General features: G+C 47.3%; 19 protein-coding genes. 3 read left to right on the top strand and 16 right to left on the bottom strand.

Translation table 11 applies throughout. From position 1 onward, the window contains the following. Positions 1-30 precede the first annotated feature (30 nt). On the top strand, positions 31-1,410 hold the full coding sequence (locus tag L6442_RS03670) for an Nramp family divalent metal transporter (RefSeq protein ID WP_212980300.1): 1,380 nt from the start codon (positions 31-33) through the stop codon (positions 1,408-1,410). Positions 1,411-1,733: 323 nt separating this feature from the next. Here L6442_RS03670 and L6442_RS03665 read toward each other — a convergent pair whose 3' ends face one another. The 16 genes from L6442_RS03665 to L6442_RS03590 all read right to left on the bottom strand — a co-directional run bounded on the left by L6442_RS03665 (position 1,734) and on the right by L6442_RS03590 (position 22,269). After that, positions 1,734-2,954 (bottom strand): IS110 family RNA-guided transposase, encoded by a 1,221-nt coding sequence (locus tag L6442_RS03665; protein WP_237100167.1) that lies wholly within the window; start codon positions 2,952-2,954, stop codon positions 1,734-1,736. Between the two features lie 390 nt (positions 2,955-3,344). Next, positions 3,345-3,854 carry a MarR family winged helix-turn-helix transcriptional regulator gene (locus L6442_RS03660; protein ID WP_237100199.1) on the bottom strand — a complete coding sequence of 170 codons (510 nt, stop codon included), beginning with the start codon at positions 3,852-3,854 and terminating at the stop codon, positions 3,345-3,347. Between the two features lie 252 nt (positions 3,855-4,106). Further along, positions 4,107-5,057 (bottom strand): helix-turn-helix transcriptional regulator, encoded by a 951-nt coding sequence (locus L6442_RS03655; RefSeq protein ID WP_212981553.1) that lies wholly within the window; start codon positions 5,055-5,057, stop codon positions 4,107-4,109. Positions 5,058-5,693: 636 nt separating this feature from the next. Next, positions 5,694-6,719 carry an NAD(P)/FAD-dependent oxidoreductase gene (locus L6442_RS03650; protein WP_194233599.1) on the bottom strand — a complete coding sequence of 342 codons (1,026 nt, stop codon included), beginning with the start codon at positions 6,717-6,719 and terminating at the stop codon, positions 5,694-5,696. Between the two features lie 919 nt (positions 6,720-7,638). Then, the gene (locus tag L6442_RS03645; RefSeq protein WP_212981554.1) at positions 7,639-7,899 is read right to left on the bottom strand and encodes a hypothetical protein; all 261 of its coding nucleotides are present in this window, start codon (positions 7,897-7,899) and stop codon (positions 7,639-7,641) included. Between the two features lie 12 nt (positions 7,900-7,911). Then, positions 7,912-12,858, bottom strand: coding sequence for an RHS repeat-associated core domain-containing protein (locus L6442_RS03640; RefSeq protein ID WP_212981555.1), 4,947 nt, complete (start codon positions 12,856-12,858; stop codon positions 7,912-7,914). Between the two features lie 12 nt (positions 12,859-12,870). Then, entirely contained in the window at positions 12,871-13,212 is a 342-nt protein-coding gene (locus L6442_RS03635; RefSeq protein ID WP_212981556.1) for a WXG100 family type VII secretion target, read from the bottom strand. A 12-nt stretch (positions 13,213-13,224) separates the two neighbouring features. Next, positions 13,225-13,500, bottom strand: coding sequence for a WXG100 family type VII secretion target (locus L6442_RS03630; protein WP_212981557.1), 276 nt, complete (start codon positions 13,498-13,500; stop codon positions 13,225-13,227). Between the two features lie 3 nt (positions 13,501-13,503). After that, positions 13,504-14,298, bottom strand: a complete 795-nt coding sequence (locus tag L6442_RS03625) for a hypothetical protein (protein WP_212981558.1) — start codon at positions 14,296-14,298, stop codon at positions 13,504-13,506. 28 nt (positions 14,299-14,326) lie between these two features. Further along, positions 14,327-15,637, bottom strand: coding sequence for a protein kinase family protein (locus L6442_RS03620; protein WP_212981559.1), 1,311 nt, complete (start codon positions 15,635-15,637; stop codon positions 14,327-14,329). 133 nt (positions 15,638-15,770) lie between these two features. Next, positions 15,771-16,055, bottom strand: a complete 285-nt coding sequence (locus tag L6442_RS03615; RefSeq protein ID WP_212981560.1) for an EsaB/YukD family protein — start codon at positions 16,053-16,055, stop codon at positions 15,771-15,773. 20 nt (positions 16,056-16,075) lie between these two features. After that, entirely contained in the window at positions 16,076-16,828 is a 753-nt protein-coding gene (locus tag L6442_RS03610; protein WP_212981561.1) for a vWA domain-containing protein, read from the bottom strand. 75 nt (positions 16,829-16,903) lie between these two features. Continuing rightward, the gene (locus tag L6442_RS03605; protein ID WP_212981562.1) at positions 16,904-17,176 is read right to left on the bottom strand and encodes a WXG100 family type VII secretion target; all 273 of its coding nucleotides are present in this window, start codon (positions 17,174-17,176) and stop codon (positions 16,904-16,906) included. 100 nt (positions 17,177-17,276) lie between these two features. Further along, positions 17,277-21,299 (bottom strand): type VII secretion protein EssC, encoded by a 4,023-nt coding sequence (gene essC / locus L6442_RS03600; RefSeq protein WP_212981563.1) that lies wholly within the window; start codon positions 21,297-21,299, stop codon positions 17,277-17,279. Positions 21,300-21,526: 227 nt separating this feature from the next. Continuing rightward, positions 21,527-21,793, bottom strand: a complete 267-nt coding sequence (locus L6442_RS03595) for a hypothetical protein (RefSeq protein WP_212981564.1) — start codon at positions 21,791-21,793, stop codon at positions 21,527-21,529. A 206-nt stretch (positions 21,794-21,999) separates the two neighbouring features. Further along, entirely contained in the window at positions 22,000-22,269 is a 270-nt protein-coding gene (locus L6442_RS03590; RefSeq protein WP_212981565.1) for a hypothetical protein, read from the bottom strand. A gap of 94 nt (positions 22,270-22,363) precedes the next feature. Between L6442_RS03590 and L6442_RS03585 the strand changes: the two genes are divergently transcribed. Further along, positions 22,364-22,723: a hypothetical protein gene (locus L6442_RS03585; RefSeq protein ID WP_212981566.1), complete on the top strand. Its 360-nt coding sequence runs from the start codon at positions 22,364-22,366 to the stop codon at positions 22,721-22,723. A 211-nt stretch (positions 22,724-22,934) separates the two neighbouring features. Continuing rightward, complete coding sequence (locus L6442_RS03580; RefSeq protein WP_212981567.1) at positions 22,935-23,297, top strand: hypothetical protein; 363 nt, start codon at positions 22,935-22,937, stop codon at positions 23,295-23,297. Positions 23,298-23,324: the final 27 nt, after the last annotated feature.

Here is a 23,324-nt window from a genome sequence, read left to right as displayed (position 1 = left end):
TTAATCTACAATTGATTGAAGGGATCTATTATGGGGAATTTAACAACTATCAAAGAGACATCTCAGCATAAACAACAAGTGTTCTCCCATGCGAACGGTTTGAGTCTTGAGGAGATCAATAACACAGTGTCGCTGCCCAAAAACGCAGGATTCTGGAAAAAACTAGCCGCATACAGCGGTCCAGGCGCTTTGGTCGCCGTCGGTTATATGGATCCGGGGAACTGGGTCACATCCATTCAGGGCGGGGCGCAATTCGGGTATACCCTGCTTAGCGTCATTCTTCTTTCGAGTTTAATCGCCATGCTGCTTCAAAGCATGTGCGCCAAGCTGGGGATCGTAACCGGCATGGACTTGGCCCAGGCGACACGCCAAGCCACCAGCAAACCCGTTGCCATTGTTTTATGGATTCTGACCGAACTCGCCATCATGGCGACCGATATCGCCGAAGTTATCGGGGGCGCGGTTGCGCTGCAGCTTTTATTTAAAATCCCGCTCCTTGTCGGCGTATTGATTACGACTTTAGACGTACTTCTGTTATTATTGCTGGCTAAAGTCGGATTCCGGAAAATCGAAGCCATTGTCGCCACCTTGATCGCAACCATCTTTATCGTGTTTTTGTACGAAGTGATCTTATCTACTCCAAGTATCGGGCCGATGCTTAAAGGATTTATTCCAAGCCCGGAAATCGCAACCAATAACGGCATGCTGCTGATCGCTCTCGGGATCGTAGGTGCGACCGTTATGCCTCATAACTTGTATCTGCACTCATCCATCGTTCAAACACGCCAGTACGAGCGCAGCTATGAAGGCAAAAAGGAAGCTGTCCGTTTTGCAACCATTGACTCCAACATTCAGCTTAGCGTCGCATTCGTCATCAACTGCTTGCTGCTTGTGCTCGGGGCCGCCATGTTCTTCGGTACAACCAGCGATCTCGGACGGTTCACGGATTTGTATAACGCGCTTGCCGACAATGCCATCGTCGGGGCCATCGCAAGCCCGGTGTTAAGCACATTGTTTGCCGTCGCCCTGCTGGCTTCGGGCCAGAACTCTACCATTACAGGAACTTTGTCCGGCCAAATCGTCATGGAAGGCTTTATCCGGATGAAAATGCCTGGATGGGTGCGCAGAATCATTACACGGCTCCTCGCCGTCATTCCCGTTATTATCTGCGTGATCATTTACGGCGGACGTGAAAATGCGGTCGAACAGCTGCTGCTTTATACGCAAGTATTCCTGAGCGTGCAATTGCCGTTTGCCATCATTCCGTTAACCATTTTTACAAGCGACAAAAAACGGATGGGCGAATTCGCCAACCCGGCTTGGGTCAAATATTTATCATGGATCATCGCCATTGTTTTGTCGCTGCTGAACGTCTTCCTGATCTACGGTACATTTACCGGGTTAGCTTAAACACATAAGTAAGAATGAAAGCAGATTTTTTAGAATAGTGCCATGATACCTAGTATTCCCCTCCTATGGATAAAAAGCTACGGCCCGATGCCGTAGCTTTTTTGAAGATTATTTCTTAAGAAAAACGTCTATCGACGTACTCTCATAGAAGACAGACCGCGTTTAGCGGTAATTTTTCTTGCGATATTAAGGATGCGAGATCTCCGAAGTTTATACTTTCTGCCCTGAAAATTATCAGCTCGTAGTATCGTTAGAAAAGCCGTTTTTGGCAATACGAAACTAACCCCAGTAACTTGCTTTTTTAAAAAATGGGTTTGAACCGCTTAAGCCGTTTGTTCTTGAATGCTGACTGTAAGTCCAAGGGACTCTAGTCTCTTAATCGAGTTGTTAATCAAGATGTCACGCTTTCGCTTATCAAAGTAATCAAAGCCAAGCTCCACATATTCTTGTTTTCGCGTTAACAAGATATGTACGATCGTTAGAATGGTATGTCCTACGGCGACTGCGGCTCTATTTTTTCCGCGTCGTGCAGCAATACGATGATACTGGGCTGCCAGGTACGAATTTTTTTTACGTGTCACCGCCCGCGCCGCCTCAGTTAGGGCACTTCGCAGTTTTTTGTTTCCTTTTCGTGTTTTGGCTGACCTTTTCTTCCCCGCGCTTTCATCGTGACCTGGAGTCATCCCTGCCCAGGAACATAAATGGCCAGGGGTTGGAAACCGCGACATGTCCGTACCGATCTCTGCCAAGATTTGTTCGGCAGTTCGTTTACCGACACCGGGGATCGAATCCAATAACTTCAGGTCCTCAGCAAAAGGGTCCATACGTTTATCGATTTCTGTATCCAATTCGGTGATCAATTCGTTCAGATAATCGATATGGGCGAGCTGCTTCTCGATCATGAGCAGTTGATGAGGGCCAAGTCGCCCTTCCAGCGCCAGTTTCAACTGTTCTTTCTTCAGCTTTAGTTTCTTTTGGGCGAAATCGGCCAAGACAGAAACATCGGTTTCACCGTTAATTATGGCTTCCAACATGTTTCGTCCGGAAACCCCGAGTACGTTGGAAGCGACTGAGGATAGCTTGATGTTGCCGCCTTCGAGCACCTTTTGAAGCCGATTCGCTTCACGCGTTCGTTCTTCAATAATGCTTCGCCGGTAACGAATCACCTCTCGCAGTTCCCTTTGATCTCGGTCCGGAATATAGCTTCCTTGCACCAAACCATGCCGCAGCAGCTTGGCAATCCATTCAGCATCCTTGACATCCGTTTTACGTCCAGGGACAGATTTAATATGTTGCGCATTCACGACCATGGGCTTGAGTTCTTCCAATTCCAACAGGTTATATATCGGTTTCCAGTAGTCTCCGGTGCTTTCCATCGCGACATGGGTGCAACGGTGTTGTTTGACCCAGTCTACCAATTCAATCAGGTTTCGGGTCATTGTAGCAAATGTTCGAATCTCCTTTCCTTGAGGGGTGATAATGCAGGCGGTGATGCTCTTCTTGTGAACATCCAGACCGCAGCAACGTTCGATTAACACTTCCATACGTACTTCTCCTTACGACTGGGTGATTTTAAGGCTGGTGCAACTACCAAAAAGGGTTATTCTGCCCTGCGTGCTTCCCGAAGGAGCAACAATCTGCGATGCACCGGGTCGTTGTGGTCCGTCTTATATACGGGTTCGAGACACCAAGAAAGTACGACCTACCTTCGCCAGCCATAGTAGCAGTATGGACAAAATTTTCATCCATCAGTGGTGCCGCGAAGCGGCATGGAAGTCTTATATCTTAAAAAATCCGATATTCTCCTGCAGCAAAGCATCCATCGTACGCGGCTGCCGGCGAAAGTAAGGCAACTAACTATTCACGGATTAAAATGGGCTAGTTGAACTAGCCCGCTCTCCTCCTTTGCCTAAGGATTCTTTTTGTGAACTGAATTAATCATCCGTCAAAGCCGAAATTCCTTGCGTTACACGATCAAGAAGATCCAGAAACACACTGCGCTCCTCGATGCTAAGCAAACGAACCATCGCTTCCAAACGTTCGTAATGCTCATTTGCCATCTCACGCAGTTTTGTTGTTCCCGATTCAGTCAAAACGACCGATCTTTGGCGTCCGTCTTCAGCGCTCATCCGCCTGGACACAAGCCCATCCCGCTCCAGATTATCGATAAGTCCCGTCACGGTAGCACGCGTCACCCCTAGATGCTCGGCCAGCTGCGAAGGCAATAACTCCCCTTCATGATCTTCGAGATCCGCCAATAAGCGGTAGCGCCCCGTAGATAATCCGAACCTGGAAAAATGAATCTCGGCAGCCTGGCTAATTTGCCCTCCGGCCGCAACCAATCGGGCTGCGACAAGCACCGCCTGTGCATCGACATCCATGTGATAACTTTGAATTTGCCGTTCAATTTGTTGAATCGTAGGCGTAGTGGCATGGGTTGGCATCGTCTTTTTTCCATTTCTCATACATGTAGTATGGCAACTAACTAATTTATTGTCAATAAAATTATTCTTGATTTGGGTATTTCCCTAATAAGGTATCAAACCTGGAAAACCAATTTTACGGCTTCTTTGACTTCACATATTGAATTGGCTTGCAGCCGTATTTTTTAAGATTATAGAATTTATAAATTTTAAGCGGAGCTTAAGAAATCCTATAATCGCAAGAAAAACATCCGCTAAATGCGGTCTGTCTTCCTAGAAAGTACGTCGATAGACGTTTTTCTTATGAAAGGCGGCGGAAAAATTGCTTGGATTACTGTATCCGACGGCCGCCGCGGCCTCGCCCACATTCATCTGTTCAGCCTGCATCAAATAGGCTCCTTTCTCCAGACGTTGATCCCGGACGTATGCGAACACTGTCATGCCAAACAGCTCCTTGAAGCCCTTCTTCAGCTTGAATTCGTTTAATTCGGCAGCCCTTGCCAGTTCTTTCAGCGATAGCGGATTTTCCAGCCGCCCTGCGATAATTTGTCTGGCAGCATAAAGTTTCTCAATATCCTGCTTTTTCATCCAAGAACCAGGGAACTGATCCTTCCCCATCGTATATTTTTCCAATACCAGTAATATGATCTCCATAATTTTGCTTTCCATGTGAAGCTTTTTCAACGATCCATGGTACGGGGAACAGAGCATTTCATGCATGGCCCGCTGCAAGGGCAGGGAGTTCATCAACGGGCTGATCCGTCCCGCCTGGTCTTTAAGCCACCCCTTCACGCATGCCTCATCACCTTTAAAGTAGCGCAATACCTGTTCCGGTGTCATCCGGATCTCAAGCCCCCGATATCTCTCTTTGGATCTCCTGAACAACCGGATTTCGCTATCTTCCACCGAATACACATTACCGGAATGAATGCCGGTGGAAAAACGGTTTCCCTTGAACAAGCAGTCCGTGCGGCCGCTGAAACAATAATTAATCTCAAATACCCGGTCCTCGTGAATAACCTGATCCCAGTCTTCCTCCAAAGTCATGTCGGATACGATAACCTCAATGCCCTGCCTGATTTTCAGGCGGGAAATGACGCCTGTTCCCAGAAATGGCGAAAGCACAAGCCGCTCCTCCCCCGGCTGTGTATCATTTTTATTCAGATAAGCGGAGAGCCCGTCAAAATACCCGTGGATATGCTGCGATCGAATTTTTTGTTCCATTAAATGGCTCCTCCTTGATCCATAAACCCACTGGCGCGTTATGCTCTTTGTCTGTCGATTCCATCGTAACACCAGTGAGAATCATTATCAACTGGATGCCATATCTGCTCAAAAAGGAGGGTAATAACGAAATAAATTTTCCCAGCTATATAAGTTGAACCAATGAATTGGTACGGATGAAGGCAGCCGGGTGGAATGTTCTTTCGATCGCTGTTGCTCCCAGATTTCTATGATTTTATCTCATTCATGGTCGAAATCCGCTCACAAAGCATATGCTTACGATGCTAGCTTTCCTACGGAAAGCTTTTAGGCGAACGCAGCATAGGCTTCCGAAGCAGCTTTTTTTCAAAAAGCTTTCAGCTTCTCCGTAAATCTTTCCCCTAGGTTCAATATTCTAAAATGATCCTTCTTTAGAATACTGAACCCTCTTGCCTATTCCTTAACCTTTTCTTTAGTTCAACTTATATAGATCATATTACGCATCTTCCCATATGCTCATTGCTGTGAACAGAAAAGCGGCTTCTACAGGATTTTCCTGCAGCCGCCGCTCTTTATTCATATCTATGTGTTATACTGGCTGCCGACTGACTAACAGTCATCTGCCAGCTAAATATTCGTTTATGATCCGCTGCTTCATTACGACTCGCCGTGAATGGCCATCAGCTTGGGATGACCCGTCGACCAGATCGGCTTTATATCCTCATAGGGCTCCAAATACGCTTTTGCACGGTTGATGGCTGCAGGGCCTTCCATGAACCCTCCCGCGATAAGCCCCGGCAGCTTGCCCGGGTATTCTGCGACATCTCCGGCAGCGAAAATTCCCGGAATGGATGTCTGCATCCACGCGTCAACAATAACGCGCCCCCGTTCAATTTTCAGACCCCAGTGTTTGATTTCCCCTAAATCCGGTTTAACGCCGTGGCAGACAAGAATCTCATCGATCTCAAGCACCGAGATTTCACCCGAATCGAAATGTTCAATCGTTACTTCATAGATGCGTTCTTGATCTCCGTGAATCCCGCATAACAGCGAAGAAGTCATGATATGCACCGAAGTATTCCTCATCTGGGCCACATTGCCTTCATGGGCACGAAACTCGTCTCTGCGATGCACGATGGTAACGGATTCGGCGATGGATGCCAGCGCGATGGCCCAATCGACTGCCGAATCCCCTCCACCGGAGATCAATACTCTTTTATTGCGGAATTGCTCCAGGCTCTCAGCTTTATAATGCAGATGACGTCCTTCATATTGCCGGGCATTGGGCAAGTCCAACTTCTCCGCTACCAGCGTCCCTCCTCCGGCAGCCACCAATACGGTGTGCGTCAGATGCACTTCCCCGGTTTGGCTCGTTAAACGGAAGGTACCGTCATCAAGACGTTCCATGGTCTCAATAAGCTGGGATAACACGATGGTCGGATCGAATGTACGGGCCTGCGCTTCCAGCTCTTTCGTGAGATCCTCTGCCGTGATAGCCTCGATACCGCCGATGTCATACAAAAATTTCTCGCGATAGTAAGGCAGCTTTCCTCCGAGATACGGCGCGGCCTCGATCACCTTTGTCTTCATATCCCGCATTCCTGCATAAAAAGCGGCAAAAAGTCCTGTCGGCCCCCCGCCGATAATCGTCACATCATAACACGGATTCATTTCTTTCTGCATCTTGATTCCTCCTAATCCTAACTACACAGCCTATTTGATATTGATTATCATTCACAATTAGAATTGTCTTCCACCTGCTGACGGATTTTTTTCGGCCGAAGAGGTATTATTTTGCTTGCGATTTGCTAATGCACATCAGTTGAATTTTCAATCTTCTGAATGTTGAGATACGGAAAAAGCTTATTCCTCCCCTAAATGCAAGTTGGAATAAGCCTTTGAAATTTTATTATAGGAAATCTGTTTGTCTTCCCCGTCGATCACGGCCTGAAGCCTTCCTGCCAACCGTCATCTCGACCCCGTAGAAATGACAGATTCGTTTATGGAACTCATTGAAGAAGTCCCAGTACACGTCTATAAAGTCAATGACCATATGGTCTATGGATACCGTTTCCCCTTTCATATGCCATCCCTCCCGAATTTTTCATGGATTTCGGGCTTAATTAGAGGGCAGGTGGCTAGCCTTATACGTTCCCTGCCTGTTCTATATCCAGTTATTTTCTTCACAGTAACAATCGCCATAACATGCCATTCTGTTGCAGACAAAATAAAGAATGTTGTATCAATCTCTCCTACTATTAATTATCGTGCTATCCATCCTAGAAGATGCGATATATTACCTATCGCTGTAGGATATTCTACAGTTGCGATGATTTTTGAAAAACCTGCAAGAAATCAAACATAACAAAAAACAGGTCAATCATGGTGGTAACTGACCAAAATCGACCTATTCATTGCAACGCAACAGCATTATTAGGTTATAAAATTAAAGCATTGATGTGCGTACAAATAGAAATGGTGAAATCTTCATACGGGTATTACATGGGTTATATGTGTTATTCGTTGAATGGTGGGTTCATTCGGCACTGGGTAGCCGCCCGACAGAAAAAGCCCCGTTAGTAGCAAACGGGGCAATCGGTTGTTAATCGTAGCTTACTAATCTCTTTCCTATTAAATCCTCAGCAATATAGTCGCCTGGCTCTAATTGAATAGTTATGGATTCTGTAGGGCTAATGTATTCCTGCCTATTAACCAGTGCAACCCCTTTTACAAAATAAGATTTTGAATTGTCGGTTTCATCATGTAGAACTTTCCCCTGAAGATTTCCATTTGGTTTTCCTTCAATAGCAACTATATTGGCAACCCTGATATAGAAAGCTGTTTTGACCTCAATTGAAAACATATTCTCACCTCGTCATTTCCCTAGTTCATCTAATTCTTGTCTCATTCTTCTCAATCTCTCAATCGTAGCTCTTGTCTCAACATTTGGAATCCCATACGCTTTTCTGTAATTTATGAGTTTTTCGGCGGCTTCAATTTCCACGGTGAGCACTGTTCTTGGCGTTTGGTCGGGTATTTTCCCTGCTCTGTATTGTGCAGTATGAATGAATTCTTCAAATACCGCAGAAGTCGTTGGATTCTGCCTTAATTGTATTGTTTTCTCATTCCAAGTGACAGCCTCTGCCCCACGGTAATCTAAATACCTTATTGCCTCGTCGGACTGGTCAATTACTCCTCCTTGTTTTTCAAATGCCTTTTTCATCCTATCAAATTTAACAGGGTCTATAGAACCAGTAGAACGCCCCGTACTTCTTGTAAGACCTTCACCCGTCCCCTCAGTCGGACACTTAAACAACCCCAACGGATCCACATAACTCACCGGATCTCCGTTTACATACGCATAACGGTTCAGGGTCTGGCCATCCGTTAGATCCCCTTGGATCACGTCACGGTTCAGGAAACGTTTAAGCGCCGGATCGTAATAACGTGCACGCATATAATACAGCCCATTCGGGTCCGTCATGACACCGTCTCGGCCATTGTATTGGAAAGGCTGGCGGGTATGGCCTTCATGGTGTTCTATCTCACCATAGATTCCGTAGGTGTACCGGTCGGTCACACGGCACTGTTCATCAGTCAGCAGCGTGGTGCTGCCGCGGATATCGCTGTGGTAGCTTGCATAGTTGCCGGCGGCGTCTTCACGTCCGATCAGGCCTAAGCCGTATACATAATACGCTATCGGCTTGCCCTGCTCATCCAGCTCCATCAGAACACGGCTCAGCTCTCCAAGGTCATCCACGACATATTGCGTCGTTTTTCCTTTCCAGCTCACTGAGGTCCGGGTTCCCAGCATGTTATAAGTATATCTGATCTTTCCTGATTTTACCAAGCGGTTCCGCGCATCATATTCGTACGATGACATGCTTTCGCCGTTGCTGGCGTACAGCAGGTTCCCGTCGGCATCCATTTCGACCGGATGGTCTCCCAAGCTTTGCAAACGGTTGTCTGAAGCATACTGGTATGAAGAAACTTGGCCTGTTTCCGTATCTGTGCTCTGGGTAAGGTTGCCACCTAAATCGTACTGATAGGTATGGATTCTTCCCTTGTATGCTCCGCTGATTAAACGACGCAATCGATCATACGTATATTGCTTGTCCTCTTCCTGGATGATCTGCCCGATCTCATTGTAGGTTAAGCGGAATTGCTGCAGCATCATGCCCAGCGCCGTCTGATCGGTCAGCTTCGTTAATTGACCGGCAGCATCATATCTTCGTTTTTCCCTGCTGCCATTGGCTCTTATGGTCTCTACAAGTTTTCCGCTTTGGTCATAGCTGTATCGTGTCAGCCGTTCACGCCAATCTTTCACTTCCACCATCTCGCCAGCGGCATTGTATCGATACTCAACCGTTTTGCCGTCCGGATAGGTCAGCATCGTCAAACGCCCGGCGGCATCATACGCATAGCGGATCGTGTATCCTAGGGTGTCAGTACTTGCAATCAAGCGGCCGGCTTTGTCGTACACACGGGATAAGACGGACTCGCCTTCTGCAAGGGAGATGACGCGACCATCCTCATCATAGTTCAGCGCGATCTCGCCAGCATCGTCTTTGAAACGGGTCAGGCGGCCCGCCATGTCATAGCTGTAAGCTGTCGACTGCTTTCTTCCGTTGATCCGGGAAGACAATAAGCCGCGAAGGTCATACGTAAAGAGAATAGCATTCCCCGACGCGTTCTTTTCCTCCGTAAGCAAACCGGTACGATCATAGCGAAGCTCGGTACGGTTATGGTTCGCATCGGTATAGGAGATCTGTCTGTCTTCCCCGTCATATTCCTGACGATACACCGCTTGCTCCGCTTCCACCACTTCGGTTAGGCGGGATAATTCATCGTATTTATAACGCGTAACTCGCCCTGCCGCATCCATGACTTCCGTAACCTGATGCAGATGATTGAAACGATAGCTTGTTGTATGGCCCAGTCCGTTCATAACAGCAATCGGGTTTCCTGCCTGGTCGTAGGTTAACTGCCGAACCAAGCGCCCTTCCCCATCGATCACGGCCTGAAGCCTTCCTGCCGCATCGTATTGATATTGCGTGGTACGGTCCAGCGGATCGATAACGCTAATTAGACGGCCAACCTTATCATATTCGAGCGAGGTCTTATTCCCTAGCGGATCCATTTCTGTTACCAGCTGATCCTCTTCGTCATAAACATACTGCGCTGTTTGCTGAAGCGGGTCCGTTACCGATGCAAGTTTCCCCGTAGCCGTATAGATATATCGGGTTTCGCCGCCGGAAGGATGTTGGCTTCGGAGCAGGCGGTCATTGGCGTCATATTCATATTGCCATGTATGGCCGAGCGCATTTTGTGCTCGAATCAAATTATCATTGCCGTCATATTCCCGGACCGCTCTTCCGCCAAGTGCATCTACAAGTACCGCAACCCGGCCGGCACCATCGAGTTCCACCATCGTTCGGCGGCCTTCTGCATCCTCCCATGCCTCAAGATCACCGTTTTCCTTATATATAAATTGACGAATTGCGCCATTAAAATCACGATAAGAGGATTTGAGACCTTGCCCGTTATACTCCGTTTCCGAGTAACTTCCGTCATGTCTCGTAACGCGAACCAAGCGATGCATTTCATCATAATGGTATTTCGTTTCATGCTGCTCCGCATCCACAAGCCGGACAAGCTGTCCGCGCTCATTGTAATCGAATGAAGTGATATGTCCCAGCTCATCCGTATACTGATTCAACCGTCCCTGGTCGTCGTAGCGGTTGTATTCGGCTCTGCCATCCGAGTACACCCGGCTTTCCTCTTGTCCGTGTTCATTATATGTATAGTTGATCTTGCTGCCGTCCGGGTATTCGATTTCTGTCAGCAAACAGCGTGCATCGTGAACATACTTGGTTTGATGCCCCAATGCGTTCGTTAAAATGGTTACTATGCTGCCGGGCAGGATTTCATCGTCATAAGCCAAACGCATAACATGCCCCTCGCCATTGCTTTGGGCGACAATTCGATGATGTTCGTCAAAGGTATTCTCGAACTGTACTTCTCCCTCCACAACCGTAGACATGATCCTACCTTCAGCATCACATGATATATCGGTTCTATGCCCATTCGGGTCCGTAAACCGGATCATCTGATTCTGTTCATTGTATTCGAAGCTAAGGGTACGTTCCGTGTCCTCCACTTTAGCCAATAGTCCGCGACTGTTATAGTGAAAATCAAGACTCCTCCCCGTAATTTCATCGGTCAGCCGCTCGGTATATCCCATTCCATTATGGTCGATCTTCAGCGTGTGGCCTTCCGCATTGATATGTTTTAACAGGATCCCTTCCTTCGAAAACACATACACCTCTTGCGTTTTTCGGCATATGAGCCGATAACCATCCCCGTCCGAATGCAGTTCATCCCATTTTGCATCGATATCCTCTGTCCGATATACCCCATCTTCACCAAGAATGTACCGATTTCTTCTGGCCGCATTCCAATAAAGCGTCAGACTCCCGCTCCCGAATGGCATTTCCCCGGATTTTATTAAACGCATGGCATAGTTATGCGTCCAAGCCGCTCCCATTTCGCTTTCCTGAAGCAGCCCTGAATGATAATGCATAATAAAAGGCCACGTAGAGGCGCCGTATAATCTGATCGCCGTATGGTCAATAAATTGATCCCCCGTCCCCATATGGATCGGGTCGCCCCCACAGCTTTTCGTATTGCGGCTGGTTAGATTTTGACTTTGTTTAGTTTCCGTTGTAAAGCTTACTTTTGTTGTATCTCCGGTTTTTGGAACACTGGATTTGGACAACTCGGTAGCGTTTCTCGAAGTTTCACTCGCAGCATTCTTGACGGTTCCAGCCGTTTTTTTGGCGCTCGATCCTAACATATGAGCCCCCGTGGCCACTGCTGCACCGCCAGCGCCGGCCCCCAGTCCAGCTGCAAGCGCATCCTTGGACAAACCCTCGGATGATTTAACCGTGTCTCCCGCATGTTTTCCGCTACCAGCAGCATTGGCTGAATGCTCCGGCTTTCTCATATCGCCGCTCGCCTCGGCTGCATGTTCGCCTTGTTTTCCACTACCAGCAGTTTGGGCCCCATGCTCCGCCTTTCTCATATCCCCGGTCGCCACGGATGCATGCTCAGCTTGTTTTCCACTGCCAGCAGTTTGGGCCCCGTGCTCTGCCCTTCTCATATCCCCGGTCGCCTCAGCCGCATGTTCCGCTTTTTTGGCATTGGAGGCCGCTTCGGCAGTTTGCTCTGCCCTTTTTATGTCAACAGCCGCTTCCGCCGCACGCTCGGTCTTTTTCGCCAAACCTGCCACATCATCGCCATGCTTGGCAACAAAAGTAACGCCTTCCACCACTTCATCGGCGAAACGTACCACTTTAGCCGTATTACGAACACCTTTGCCAAGCGGACCAGCTACTGCGAGCGCTCTCTCCCACGGGGCAAGCTTATCGCCAGTAATCAAATCGCGGCCGGTTACAGCTTCGATCAATCCTTTGGCATTTCCGATGATCGGTACAAAGTCCAAAACCATGCTGGCTCCGGCTTTAAATATTTCCCACCATTTCCCGGTTTCGATTTTCTGTCCGTATGCATCGTCATCGGCAAATTGTTCGCCCTTACGTTCCGAGAAATTCGAAAGCTCGTCCATTTCTTCTTTGAGTTCGCTTAACCGTTGGCTGATCATTCTGAAGGTGCTGTCCACTTCGGGACGCCTGCGGCTTTCCATCGTCAATTGACTCATGGCCCGCTGCAGACTTGATTGAATATATTCGATTTCGTTGGCGGCGGATTTTAAGCTTCTCCCCGTCTGCTTCAAACTGGATACATCCACTTCAATTTTCAAACCGCACCCTCCTTATCTCCTCTGGTTCGATGAGGAACGGGCCATCGCTTCGCGCTCCCGGCGGGCCCGCTCCTCCTGTTCACGCCTTCTGTCCTCCTCCAGATCGGCTTGACGGAATGCTTCGGCAATTCTCTCCAATTGATCGGCAAAGGCATCCATCTGTTCAATCGTCCGGTTTAGCTTGAGATTCGTATCGCGGTACCCTTTAATGAATCTCTGATAAGCATTTCCTGTCCAAAGCATGCCCTGTACGTTGCTATTGACCCTGCTTCCTTCATTTTGCAGCCGTCTGCTTCCGGAACGGACCTGCCTTGCAATGCTCTGCAGAACCGCCACATCAACACGAATAGGCATACTATCCCTCCTCTATGTGCTTGCATCCGTTTTTCTGAACCTTTCAGAGATAGCCTTAAGCTCATCCCCGACGTTTTTCAGCAGCGTAGATGCGCTTTCCAGCTGTTTATGAGCGTCCTGATAGGAAGAGTAAAACCGCTCGCGCGATTTCCCTTCCCAATCCCCCTGCAGCCCGTCGATCAAAGATTTCAATTCCTTGGCCATGGATAAGTTCTGCTCGCAGCACTGAAGAAAACGGTCTCCAATCCGCTGTATTTGCTCCGGGTCGATTTTAATGCGGTTTGCCAAGATTTACGCCCCCTTCCCTCTAACCAAATCAAATTTCTCCGCCAATCTTTCCAGCGCTGCCAATACAGGTTCAGGCCGGTAAGATTCGATACAAATTTCATAATCCGCCGGCTGTGTTATCAGAAGAAGTTCTTTATCAAGCTGCCTGTAAAGATAAACCTCTTCCTCCCAATATCCTCCGTAACGCGAGCAAAATACCATCGTGCCGGACCTGTCCGGATCGGATTCCAGGCGAAGTAAAAAGCCGATATTCTCCGAAGCCATCCCCTGTTCGCGCAGATACTTTTCCTTTTCTTGCACCGACAGCAAATCCCATGTATCCCCATTGATATTTTTCAATGCAGTTTGGAAAGGCGTTTCTCCGCGCAGCGTCAGCGGAAAAAATCTGGCAAGCACATTCATCGACAGCTCCGCATTGGACACAGGCGCCAAAGTGAGCGAGCCGCTGTCATCCCAGGTGCGTTCAACCACCACGTTTGGGGTAAAATATAAATAGGCCTCATATTCTCCCGACGCCTTGATATTTTTCTTCAAATAAACCGCTTCTTCCGAACCGCAGCTCATCAGGCAGAGGCCCAGAAGCTCGTCTATCTCCAGTTCTTCCGAGTCCTCCTTGCCAGCAACCAATCCCCGGTCCAAAAGCCGTTGTTTGATTTTCACAAATTCCTCCTCAAGCTCCTCCATGAAATAGCCCTGGAAAGGATCCTTGAAACCGGCAATATGAGAGATCCCCAGCATTTGAGTGAGGAAAAAGAATTCCTCGACGGTTAAATGAAAAGTTTCGGTCTCCGCTGACATCTTCGTTGTTCTCCCCCTTCGCGCCGTATCAAAGCAAATAGGCCAATACAGCAATAATCAAAATAATGAAAGATGCTCCGAGCAAAATGATCCACAGCTTACTGTATAAACTTTCTTTGTTAAAATCCGAAGCTTTTTGCTGAAACTGCTGGACCACTCCTTCAGATTCCAAGCTATCCCCGGATTGGTCGATGATTTCTTGGATCTTGGCCATAACGATTTCGATTTCCCGATGTATGGCAGAGTTCTCCGGGAAACCCTCCACAAGCCTGCCATATTCCCACAGCGCTGCGGGTAACCTTCCTTGCTGCTCAAAATTTCTCGCTTTGGCCAGTCTGTTCTCCGCTTCTTCGTCCGGCAGCAGATCGATAGCTTCCCAAGCATCGGAACCGGGCTGCTCCTCAACCGTCAGAGATTGTTCGTCCGGATTGCATTCAGCGCCTGCCGTCTGCTCTGCGGAGGGTTCGTCTTCCTTAGGAACTAAGCGTTTCTCCGCCGATGCCAAAATGACGGACCATTCCGCAAAAGAAGGACACTGCTCAAGCTGCTCCGCATTCCATAACCTTTCGAAAAGCCCCGCAAGCGTAGCCCCATATAAGCGCTCCAAGGTTAGGTACATCAATTCCCGGCGGGTGCTCGGCTGCTGCATTTCTCCGGGGAAAAAATAACTCTCGCCCCAGCACTGCTCCCGTATTTCGCTATCTGCCCAGGCAAGCATCTCAGCGATCAGAATGCCGCCTGAGAATCGGTCCGTATATGGTCCCCAAATCGGTTCTTGCTGAAGAAACGGAGCTTTATATCCATCTGTCCCCTCCGGCAGATCATCCGGCTCCTCGAACTCGCTCATATAAAGATCCTCCAAATCCACGAGTTCAACCCACTGCTGTCCGGGAGACAGCCCGATCATCACGTTGGAGGATGTCAGATCCGTGTGGGCAAGACCATTCTCTTCGAGACCCATCATAATGTGAATGAAAGCTTCCGCCAGTAATCTGCACTGCTCCGGTAAAAGCTCGCGTTTGGATGCTAAAACCTCATTCCAGGTCTCCGCTTCAATCCATGGCATCACTGCGGCATACAGCAGTTCGGGATATTGTCCCAAAAGCTCCTTGCTGTTCTGGGGATGAATCACGGTTCTAGAGCAAGCGCGCATGCCGCTTAAACCCGCATACTGCTTCAGGATTTCCGCCTTTTTGACGATGGTCGGATACCTGAACGATGGCCGAAACACTTTTAAAGCATAACTTTGGTTATCCTCGGAGCATACCAGTTTGTAAACCGTCCCCTGTCTGCCCTCCTGGCCGTAAGGGATTCCGGCAAAACGGGGATGCTCTGCCATCTGATACATTCTCCCTAGCAGCGAAAATGTAAAATCTCGTTCGGGTGGAAACAATGCTCGTCTCCCTTTCCAAAAAAATCAGTAATTTAAAGTCCGATGATAAACCTTTTACAACCGCCCGTTACAACTGGCATTAGGTCAAAGTAGAAAAATTTCCGTTTTTCTCTACGCGCAGGTAAAATCCGTCCATGACTCCCTGCTCGTTTAACGTCCGGGATACATCCACCTGCTTCCATTGCTGGCCGCCGTCGCTTATGACATATTGGTATTCCCTCTCCGAGAAAGGATACGGCCCCCATTCCTCAAGCCCCGGGAGCACTTTGCCCAACACTTCATTCAGCGGCACATCCCCAGGCAGTTCCAAATCAACGGATTTCCCTGTCCAATCAATCATCAGCGTAAGTATTGTACTGTTCATCCTATCTCCCTCGTGTCCATTTATTTGATCGGGGTCGCTGTAGACATCTGAAATCCCAAGGAAATCAGGTCACTGCTTGTTCCCGGAAGCATCATCAGAGCTCCTTGCCGTATGGAATAGGAGGATTCAATCATCATCTCCCGGTAAGATTCCGGGATAATCGATGACATGCGTTTGAGCTTTTCCATATAAGCGTCCGCGGAAAAGCTCCCCGGCAGCACCCCTCCCCAAGCTTTGATATCTCTGATTCCCCCCCCAAAAGCCGCGTCTGTGATGAAGATGTTCTCTACCAGTACATGGCCATCGGGCACTTTCATCGCCTTGATTCTTTCGACAACAGGCTCCGGATCTTCTCCCGTATACACCCCATCTGTCATATGGCATACCAACGGAGCAGGACAATGCTGCATATTCGGCAGCTCTGCGAGCAGGATCTTCTCAGCTTGCCTGAAGGCTTTGGCCGTATCCGTAAATCGCTTGGGATACAGCTCGGGCAGGCTGCTGCTATTGGCGATGCGATCGATGGGTTTGACCCCGTTCAGGAGATCGTACACTTCGTCGCTGTAAGCCAATATGGCTATCCGGTATCTCGGAGAAAGTCTCGAACCTTTTGTCGAACGGTATACAATCTGCCGGATTGCCGTTTTCAGGGCTTCATTTACGATATCCATTCTCCGTCTGCCCTCAAATTCCAAGGTCATTGAACCGCTAATGTCCAGCAGGTAAATAATCAGGGCTGGGGTTTCGGCGGTTGCTTGAATCTGATAGTCCACTAGCATCCAGTCTCCTTTTATACATACTTCAGATAAAGTAAAGACCAGGTAAATAAATACCTGGCCTTTGCCCGTCTAACCCTGTTGGTCCGCTGCTCTGAACCGTTCCGCAATCTTGGCTAGTTCCTGTGAAACATCATTCAGCATAGTTATGTATGTCTCCATGTTCTTCTTGTCTGTTTCATACCGCTGAAAGAAGCGCTGCTGGGTCATACCGTCCCATTGACCTTGCATGGATTGTATTGTCGAGTTCAACTTATTGACCAATTCCCGACTCTGTTGAGAGGTCGTTTTGAAAAGAGAAGATGCCTTATCAATTTCTTCAGGTGTAATTAAAATACGAGCCATCCTTTTTCCTCCTTTTTTCTCTTCTTTTTTATGAATATACTAAAATAGTAACAAGTCTCCTAATATTTTTCAATACAATTTATGGTAGAAACTGTCGATTTTATGATAAATTCATACTAACTAACCAGGATGAATTTACTATATTCACTTGCTCCATAAATTGTTCATTTCCATGAGCAAATGCATGGGCTATTTTGACATGCTCAAATTTCCGTTTGATATAGAAGCCCTCCCCGGAAGGAAGCGTTTTGCCGCTCTGATCATAAGGTATTTTAATATTAAACAGCTGAGCTTCATTCAGATCTGTCGTCCCCATCAGCCATCCAATCTGTGCGGACTTAATTTCTTTCAGCCAGGTATCCCAGTTCTGGTTCATATCGTTTGCCTGACCGGCCGCTATAATATAGACGCCATGCTCACGGCCGTATCTGGTGATATATTCGAGATTTTCGGTCAAGGTATAATTGGAAGAAATCCGCTTGGCCATGACATCGGCATCGTCAATCAACAGCAACAGACGCGGAGCGCCGGGATTTGCCGTCTCAGCCTGTACTCTTGTTTCCACTTCAAGCTTGAGCTCAGCGATCATATCTTCCAAAGAGCGTTCATCCGAGGCAATTCCGCGGGTATGCGCAAGTTCTCTCAGCGAGCTTAATCCCGGGGCAGAACGGCGGACATCGCATAAATAGAGTTGGAGCTCTTTAGGAGCATAGATACGGGAAGCCATGATGCCGATGGTCATCAGCATAGAGGTTTTGCCGCTTTCCATTCTGCCCCCGATAATAAAATAAGGGCCATCCTCCATATTCCACTCGAAACTCTTCAAATTAGCGACCTGAAGCCCCAGCGTCAGTTTACTCTTTTCATCCGCTGTGCCTTCATTCCATATTTCCTCAAGCGCTACAGTTTCCGGCAAGGTTCGGATAGGCAGCGGTTTGGAGCCTTTCCACTCCGCATCCATTTGAATGAAGCGCTCCTTCACGAGTTTGGCCCTCGTAGATTCGTTGGCGGCGTCAACGGACAAGGCGGTATGGAACTCGTATGGCGGAACATGGCCCTTCACAAAACCGCGCCCTTCCGGTAGATGCGACGGAATCTTGGACAATCTGCCTACCGCGTAATGGTAATCTGCGCTGTCCGCCAACAGGAACGAAACCCCGTTAGGGAAGTTGCTGCGAACTCTGTCATAAATATCCGATACGCGATTAGCCGTCAGCAGGAAGTAAATACCGTAACCCGCTCCTTCGCGGAATAATACTTCCAGCTTCTCATGAAGGGATTCGTATTGCGTTTTGAAGCTGACATAACCGTCGATGATGACCAAGATTGCCGGCAGTTGACGTTGTGTATCTTGGCAATAAGCTTGTCTGGACTTCACTCCCGCTTCAGCAAACATCATTTTCCTTCCGTTTAATTCATCCTCCAAATATGCGATCAGCCGGCCTAGTTTCTCTTCTTCGTCATCCAAAATAATATCTCCGGTATGCGGCATTAAAGCATAATCCCTAAGCATTCTTCCGAAATCTAGCGCATAGATATGGACATCCTCCGGAGTGCAGCTTGTAGCCAGCGAGAATAAAAGCGTTTGGACAAACGTGGTTTTGCCTGTGCCTGGCATTCCGTTCACGATCCAGTTACCGGACTCGATATCAAGATGCAGCGGAAATTGCGTCTGGTTCGCAACATCGTCTACGAGACCGATAACGGGATAAAGAATTTTCCCCATGGACCCATCATCCGAAACCGGTAATTGATCAAGCGTAATATGCTGAGGCAGCGGCGGCAGCCAAGGTCCGGGAAGGCGGGGAAGCCCCGACTTGCGGCATTCCTCGGCAATATATTCAATCAGTACGCTTAATTGCTTTTGCTCGACTCCGTCAGCCTTCTTGCTGTCCGATCCGTCAGCGATGGGCTCCATCGGATTTTTCAGTTTCGACCGTCTGCCGTCCAGATTTAATTTGTAGGCGGCAAAGCTTGTTTGCTGAACGGATTTATTCGGATCGTAAGGTGCTCCGCTCCAAGCAAACTGTACCAGTTCAAACACTTCATTGCTGCCTACCTGAAGGTACCCCCGCCCGGGAGTTGTTATATAAGCCGCATCGCTGATTTTCAGCATTTCCCGGCTGTCCGCTTCATCCTGAACCCTTAGGCATATACGGTATCTGGAGTTACTCCAGATTTTGTCGTCGACGACGCCGCCCGGTTTCTGCGTGGCAAGCAGCAAGTGGACACCCAATGTCCGGCCAATGGCCGCAATCGACACCAATTCGTTCATAAATTCAGGTTGGTCTTTCTTAAGCTGGGCAAACTCGTCGATGACGATAAACAAATGCGGCAGCGGCTCCCTGGTTCTCCATTCCGTTTTGTAGTATTCATCGATGTGCTGGACATTGCCCGCAGCCACAAACAGCTTCTGCCTTCTGTTCAACTCCGCCTTTAAGGAAACCTTCGAACGTTCGATTAAACCCTCTTCTTCCAGGTTGGTAATGGTAGCGATCACATGAGGCAGATCCATGAAGGTATTCGACATGCCGCCGCCTTTATAGTCGATCAGCATAAACGCCAAATCATGCGGATGATATTGAATAGCCAGCGAAGCAATAATCGATTGGATTACCTCGCTTTTGCCCGAGCCTGTCGTACCAGCCATTAGTCCATGCGGACCATGCCCCTTCCGCTCAATTTTGTCATGCAGGTTCAGGAGAACAGGTTTCATTCCTCCCCTGACCCCGACCGGGAACGGCAGCGTATTCGGAAATCTGTTTTCCTCCCAATGATTGGATACATTCAGTTCGTCTATTTTTTGGATCTCATACAGATCAAACAAGGTGAGTACGTTAGCAACTTCATCCGCCGAGCTCGTTTTGACACGATATGGGGCCGCCTTGCGGGCAAAATGATCCGCTTCTCCCGCAGACATAATATCCGGTTTGAAGGACTGCACATACGGAACATCGTCTTTTGGTTTTGCATATGCAGAATCTTTAGCGCCTCCCGTTACATTGGTAGAACGCATAACCGCTTCATCCCCGCGGATGTCCACGACTAGCTGACATTCCTTCGGAAGAAGGTCTTGGCGTTCCGCCAAAACAATCGACGTCGCTCCAATATGATCTCCTTCTTTCATCAGCAACGGCAGCAACGGCTCATGCTCCAGCATTTCGATATAAGGTAGGAAGCATACGATAAACGGAAGGGCCTTCTCCTTCTCTTTCATCCACAGGCGGCGTTGAAGCAGGGAGTGCAGCTGCTCCAGAACCGGAGCCTGGTAAGCTCCGTCCTGAAATATGTATCTGCCGGATCTTTTATCATCCCATATATGCGGGAGCCATCTCATCCAGTCCCAATCCTCCGTCTGCATCTTGCTTATAAATGCCGCGAGCTTCACCTCGTCGGGCGAATGATGCGTTGCGATCTGGGTGATAACCGCTCGGCAGAAGGCTTTTAACTGCTCAGCTTCGCCGACAATTCCCACAACCCTGTACTTGTTCAAATCCAGCAGTGCAGGCGCATTGGCAATGGATGAGAACTTGTTAGCCAATTCATTGGCCTTTTCAATCAGAGGGTCCTTGTCTATTCCCTCCTGTTTCGGTACAGATATGTCAAAGCCGCTCGGGACTGTACCGATCCCTGCACGCACTTTCAGAAAATCGATATCCTGCGGAATACGCTCCCATATCGATGAGCTCCCTTCATTAAAAGCTTGTATGCAAAACTGGGGCTCAAGGTGAGTTTGATGCCAATTTAAAATCAGCTCGTTTTTCCAGTTCTGGAGCTGCTCCCGTTTTTCATCCAAATGGGCCTCGTATTGCTTTTTTCGCTTCTTGATGTTTTTCTTATGTTTGCTTTTTTGCTGCAGATGAACCAGGATCGGAACAAAATAAGAAACGACCATGGTACAAAGCGATATCATTTGAACAACGACAAAGGTCGAGTTCCCCGACCGCTTATAAAACATCATCATGGCTGCCGCACCCGCCACCGTCACGATGATGGGAACCATAATAGAAATAAGATTCAAAGTCGGCGCCTGGGGAGTAGAAGGAGGGCGGAAAACCTCAAGCGTGCGTTCACCTTGGTCCTTAATAATCCGTGGCGATCTGCGATAGTAAAAGAAAGACATGCTTAAACCAACTACCTTTCCTTTCATATTCCATGCTTGTAATTATATGACTATAGTAGTAGGCACATTATACCACCTAAATTTTGAAAAATATGTCGAAACATGATATTTATTGTTTATAACTTAAAAATATACATAAAAAAACCTCAAAGAAACTTAATTCCATGAGGTTCGCTATGATTTTGTTCGTTCTTCATTGTACAATCTCACTCTTGCTAGCCCATTGCTTACTGTTGATCTACCCTTTCCATTCGGTAGGTGTATTTTGCGAGTTGTATTTTTTGCTCTTCGATATATTCCATCTGCTTCTGCAAACCTTTGAAAAAGACATCCAGCCGGCTGCGCAATTCATCAGCAGATTTGCCTTTCCAATCCTGTATCCCGTCGCTGATTGTCCGCAGATGAAGTTCATTGCGCTTTAACTTCTGAAGCAGTTTGCTCAGTTCCTGTTCTGCTTTCATTAAATCCAAAAGCTCTACGACAATTCTGCTCATAGATTAAATCCCCTTCCGTAAGTCCTGATCGGCTGCCGCTGCTTGTTTCAATTCCAATATTTATAGTATATTATAGGATAGTAATATTTTACCATACATAATCATTGTTTTTATGACATTATCCCCAATTGTATACAGGACCTTTGGAAGAAAGGGTTGGCTATAACTTCTCGTATTGTGGTTTTGTGAGGTTCTTTTTCTCATGCTCAACCTTGATCAGCACGTAAAAAATCGTCCGCCTTTTTGTTGATATATTCGCCAATCTCCCGCGCTTCTTTTGCATACCAACGGTTGAATGTATTCAAGCTGGTTATTAACCTTTCGACAATAGGCCCAAGCGAACGGCTGCTGCTTGTCTCTACCAAATGCTGAATGCTTCGAATGGCTGCCGGAAGCTCTGCTTGAAATTCCTGCACATGCCGGTTAATGGTTTGCCCTGCTTCTTTAAGCGCTTCCGAACGCAATTGTATAGTCACGCCTGTAGCAGTTGCCCTGATGAAACTGATTTTTCATGATATATATTATTCAAATCTTGACATTTATTTTTTAGTGAAAAATGGAGGTAAGTATATGAGAAATTTAAGAATCATATCTTTAATCATTTTAGTTTTATTTTTCCTCAGTGGATGCATGTCCAAAACGCAAAAGGAGACCATTTATAATAAAGCGGTTCCTATTGCACAACAGTATATGAAGAACAATTTTAATGCCGATGTGATTTTTTCAGATAATTACGAGTTTCTTGACCCGATGAGCTCAACAATTGTATTATACGGACACATGTCAGGGGACAAAGACGCTACCTTTGACATTATGATTGATCACGGGACATTTAAAATTAGTCAAGTAGGAGGATCTAGTGAAGTAATGGATCGCAGGGTTAAGCTCGATAAGAAAAACAAATCCTCCACAGAAAACACCAAAAAATAAAGGCCTCCCAATCACGATTGGGTCCAAATTTCCCATGGGCCTCTATGTCTCTTGAATATGTTTTATCGGATAAAGTATGATAAATTTCATCTCTAATGAAACTCATTTTAATTCCTCCTATAATTTCCAAATAGCAGAATAATAGTATAAAATAAGCACTATATTATTTCATCCCAAATAGTTATAATTTCAAAATGAAATGGGGGCAAATATGTGGAGAAATCTAAGGATAATATTTTTAGTCATTTTGGTTTTACTTTTACTCAGTGGATGCATGTCAAAAGCCCAAAAAAAATCCCTTTATGACAAAGCCATTCCTATTGCACAACAGTACATGAAGGACAATTTTAATGCCGATGTGGTTTTTTCTGATTACTATGAAATTAATGATCCTATGAACTCGGAAATTGTTTTGTATGGACATATGGGGGGAGATGAGAGCGCTACCTTTAGCATCGGAATTAATCACAAGACATTTAAAGTTAATAACGTAGGCGGATCTAGCAAAGTCATGGACCGCTATGTAGAACCCAATAAGAAAAACAAATCCTCCACAGAAGACACCAAAAAATGAATCTCATCGCTTCATAAGCTAACGGAA

It is taken from the genome of Paenibacillus azoreducens, from assembly GCF_021654775.1.
In the GTDB taxonomy this organism is placed as follows: domain Bacteria; phylum Bacillota; class Bacilli; order Paenibacillales; family Paenibacillaceae; genus Paenibacillus_AQ; species Paenibacillus_AQ azoreducens.
This window is presented reverse-complemented; position numbering and strand designations above follow the sequence as displayed.

Coding starts and splice junctions, on each gene's coding strand:
- L6442_RS03670 (WP_212980300.1), top strand. CDS start 31: ATGGGGAATTTAACAACTATCAAAGAGACATCTCAGCATAAACAACAA.
- L6442_RS03665 (WP_237100167.1), bottom strand. CDS start 2,954: ATGGAAGTGTTAATCGAACGTTGCTGCGGTCTGGATGTTCACAAGAAG.
- L6442_RS03660 (WP_237100199.1), bottom strand. CDS start 3,854: ATGCCAACCCATGCCACTACGCCTACGATTCAACAAATTGAACGGCAA.
- L6442_RS03655 (WP_212981553.1), bottom strand. CDS start 5,057: ATGGAACAAAAAATTCGATCGCAGCATATCCACGGGTATTTTGACGGG.
- L6442_RS03650 (WP_194233599.1), bottom strand. CDS start 6,719: ATGCAGAAAGAAATGAATCCGTGTTATGATGTGACGATTATCGGCGGG.
- L6442_RS03645 (WP_212981554.1), bottom strand. CDS start 7,899: ATGTTTTCAATTGAGGTCAAAACAGCTTTCTATATCAGGGTTGCCAAT.
- L6442_RS03635 (WP_212981556.1), bottom strand. CDS start 13,212: ATGCCTATTCGTGTTGATGTGGCGGTTCTGCAGAGCATTGCAAGGCAG.
- L6442_RS03625 (WP_212981558.1), bottom strand. CDS start 14,298: ATGTCAGCGGAGACCGAAACTTTTCATTTAACCGTCGAGGAATTCTTT.
- L6442_RS03620 (WP_212981559.1), bottom strand. CDS start 15,637: ATGGCAGAGCATCCCCGTTTTGCCGGAATCCCTTACGGCCAGGAGGGC.
- L6442_RS03615 (WP_212981560.1), bottom strand. CDS start 16,055: ATGAACAGTACAATACTTACGCTGATGATTGATTGGACAGGGAAATCC.
- L6442_RS03605 (WP_212981562.1), bottom strand. CDS start 17,176: ATGGCTCGTATTTTAATTACACCTGAAGAAATTGATAAGGCATCTTCT.
- essC (WP_212981563.1), bottom strand. CDS start 21,299: ATGTCTTTCTTTTACTATCGCAGATCGCCACGGATTATTAAGGACCAA.
- L6442_RS03595 (WP_212981564.1), bottom strand. CDS start 21,793: ATGAGCAGAATTGTCGTAGAGCTTTTGGATTTAATGAAAGCAGAACAG.
- L6442_RS03585 (WP_212981566.1), top strand. CDS start 22,364: ATGAGAAATTTAAGAATCATATCTTTAATCATTTTAGTTTTATTTTTC.
- L6442_RS03580 (WP_212981567.1), top strand. CDS start 22,935: ATGTGGAGAAATCTAAGGATAATATTTTTAGTCATTTTGGTTTTACTT.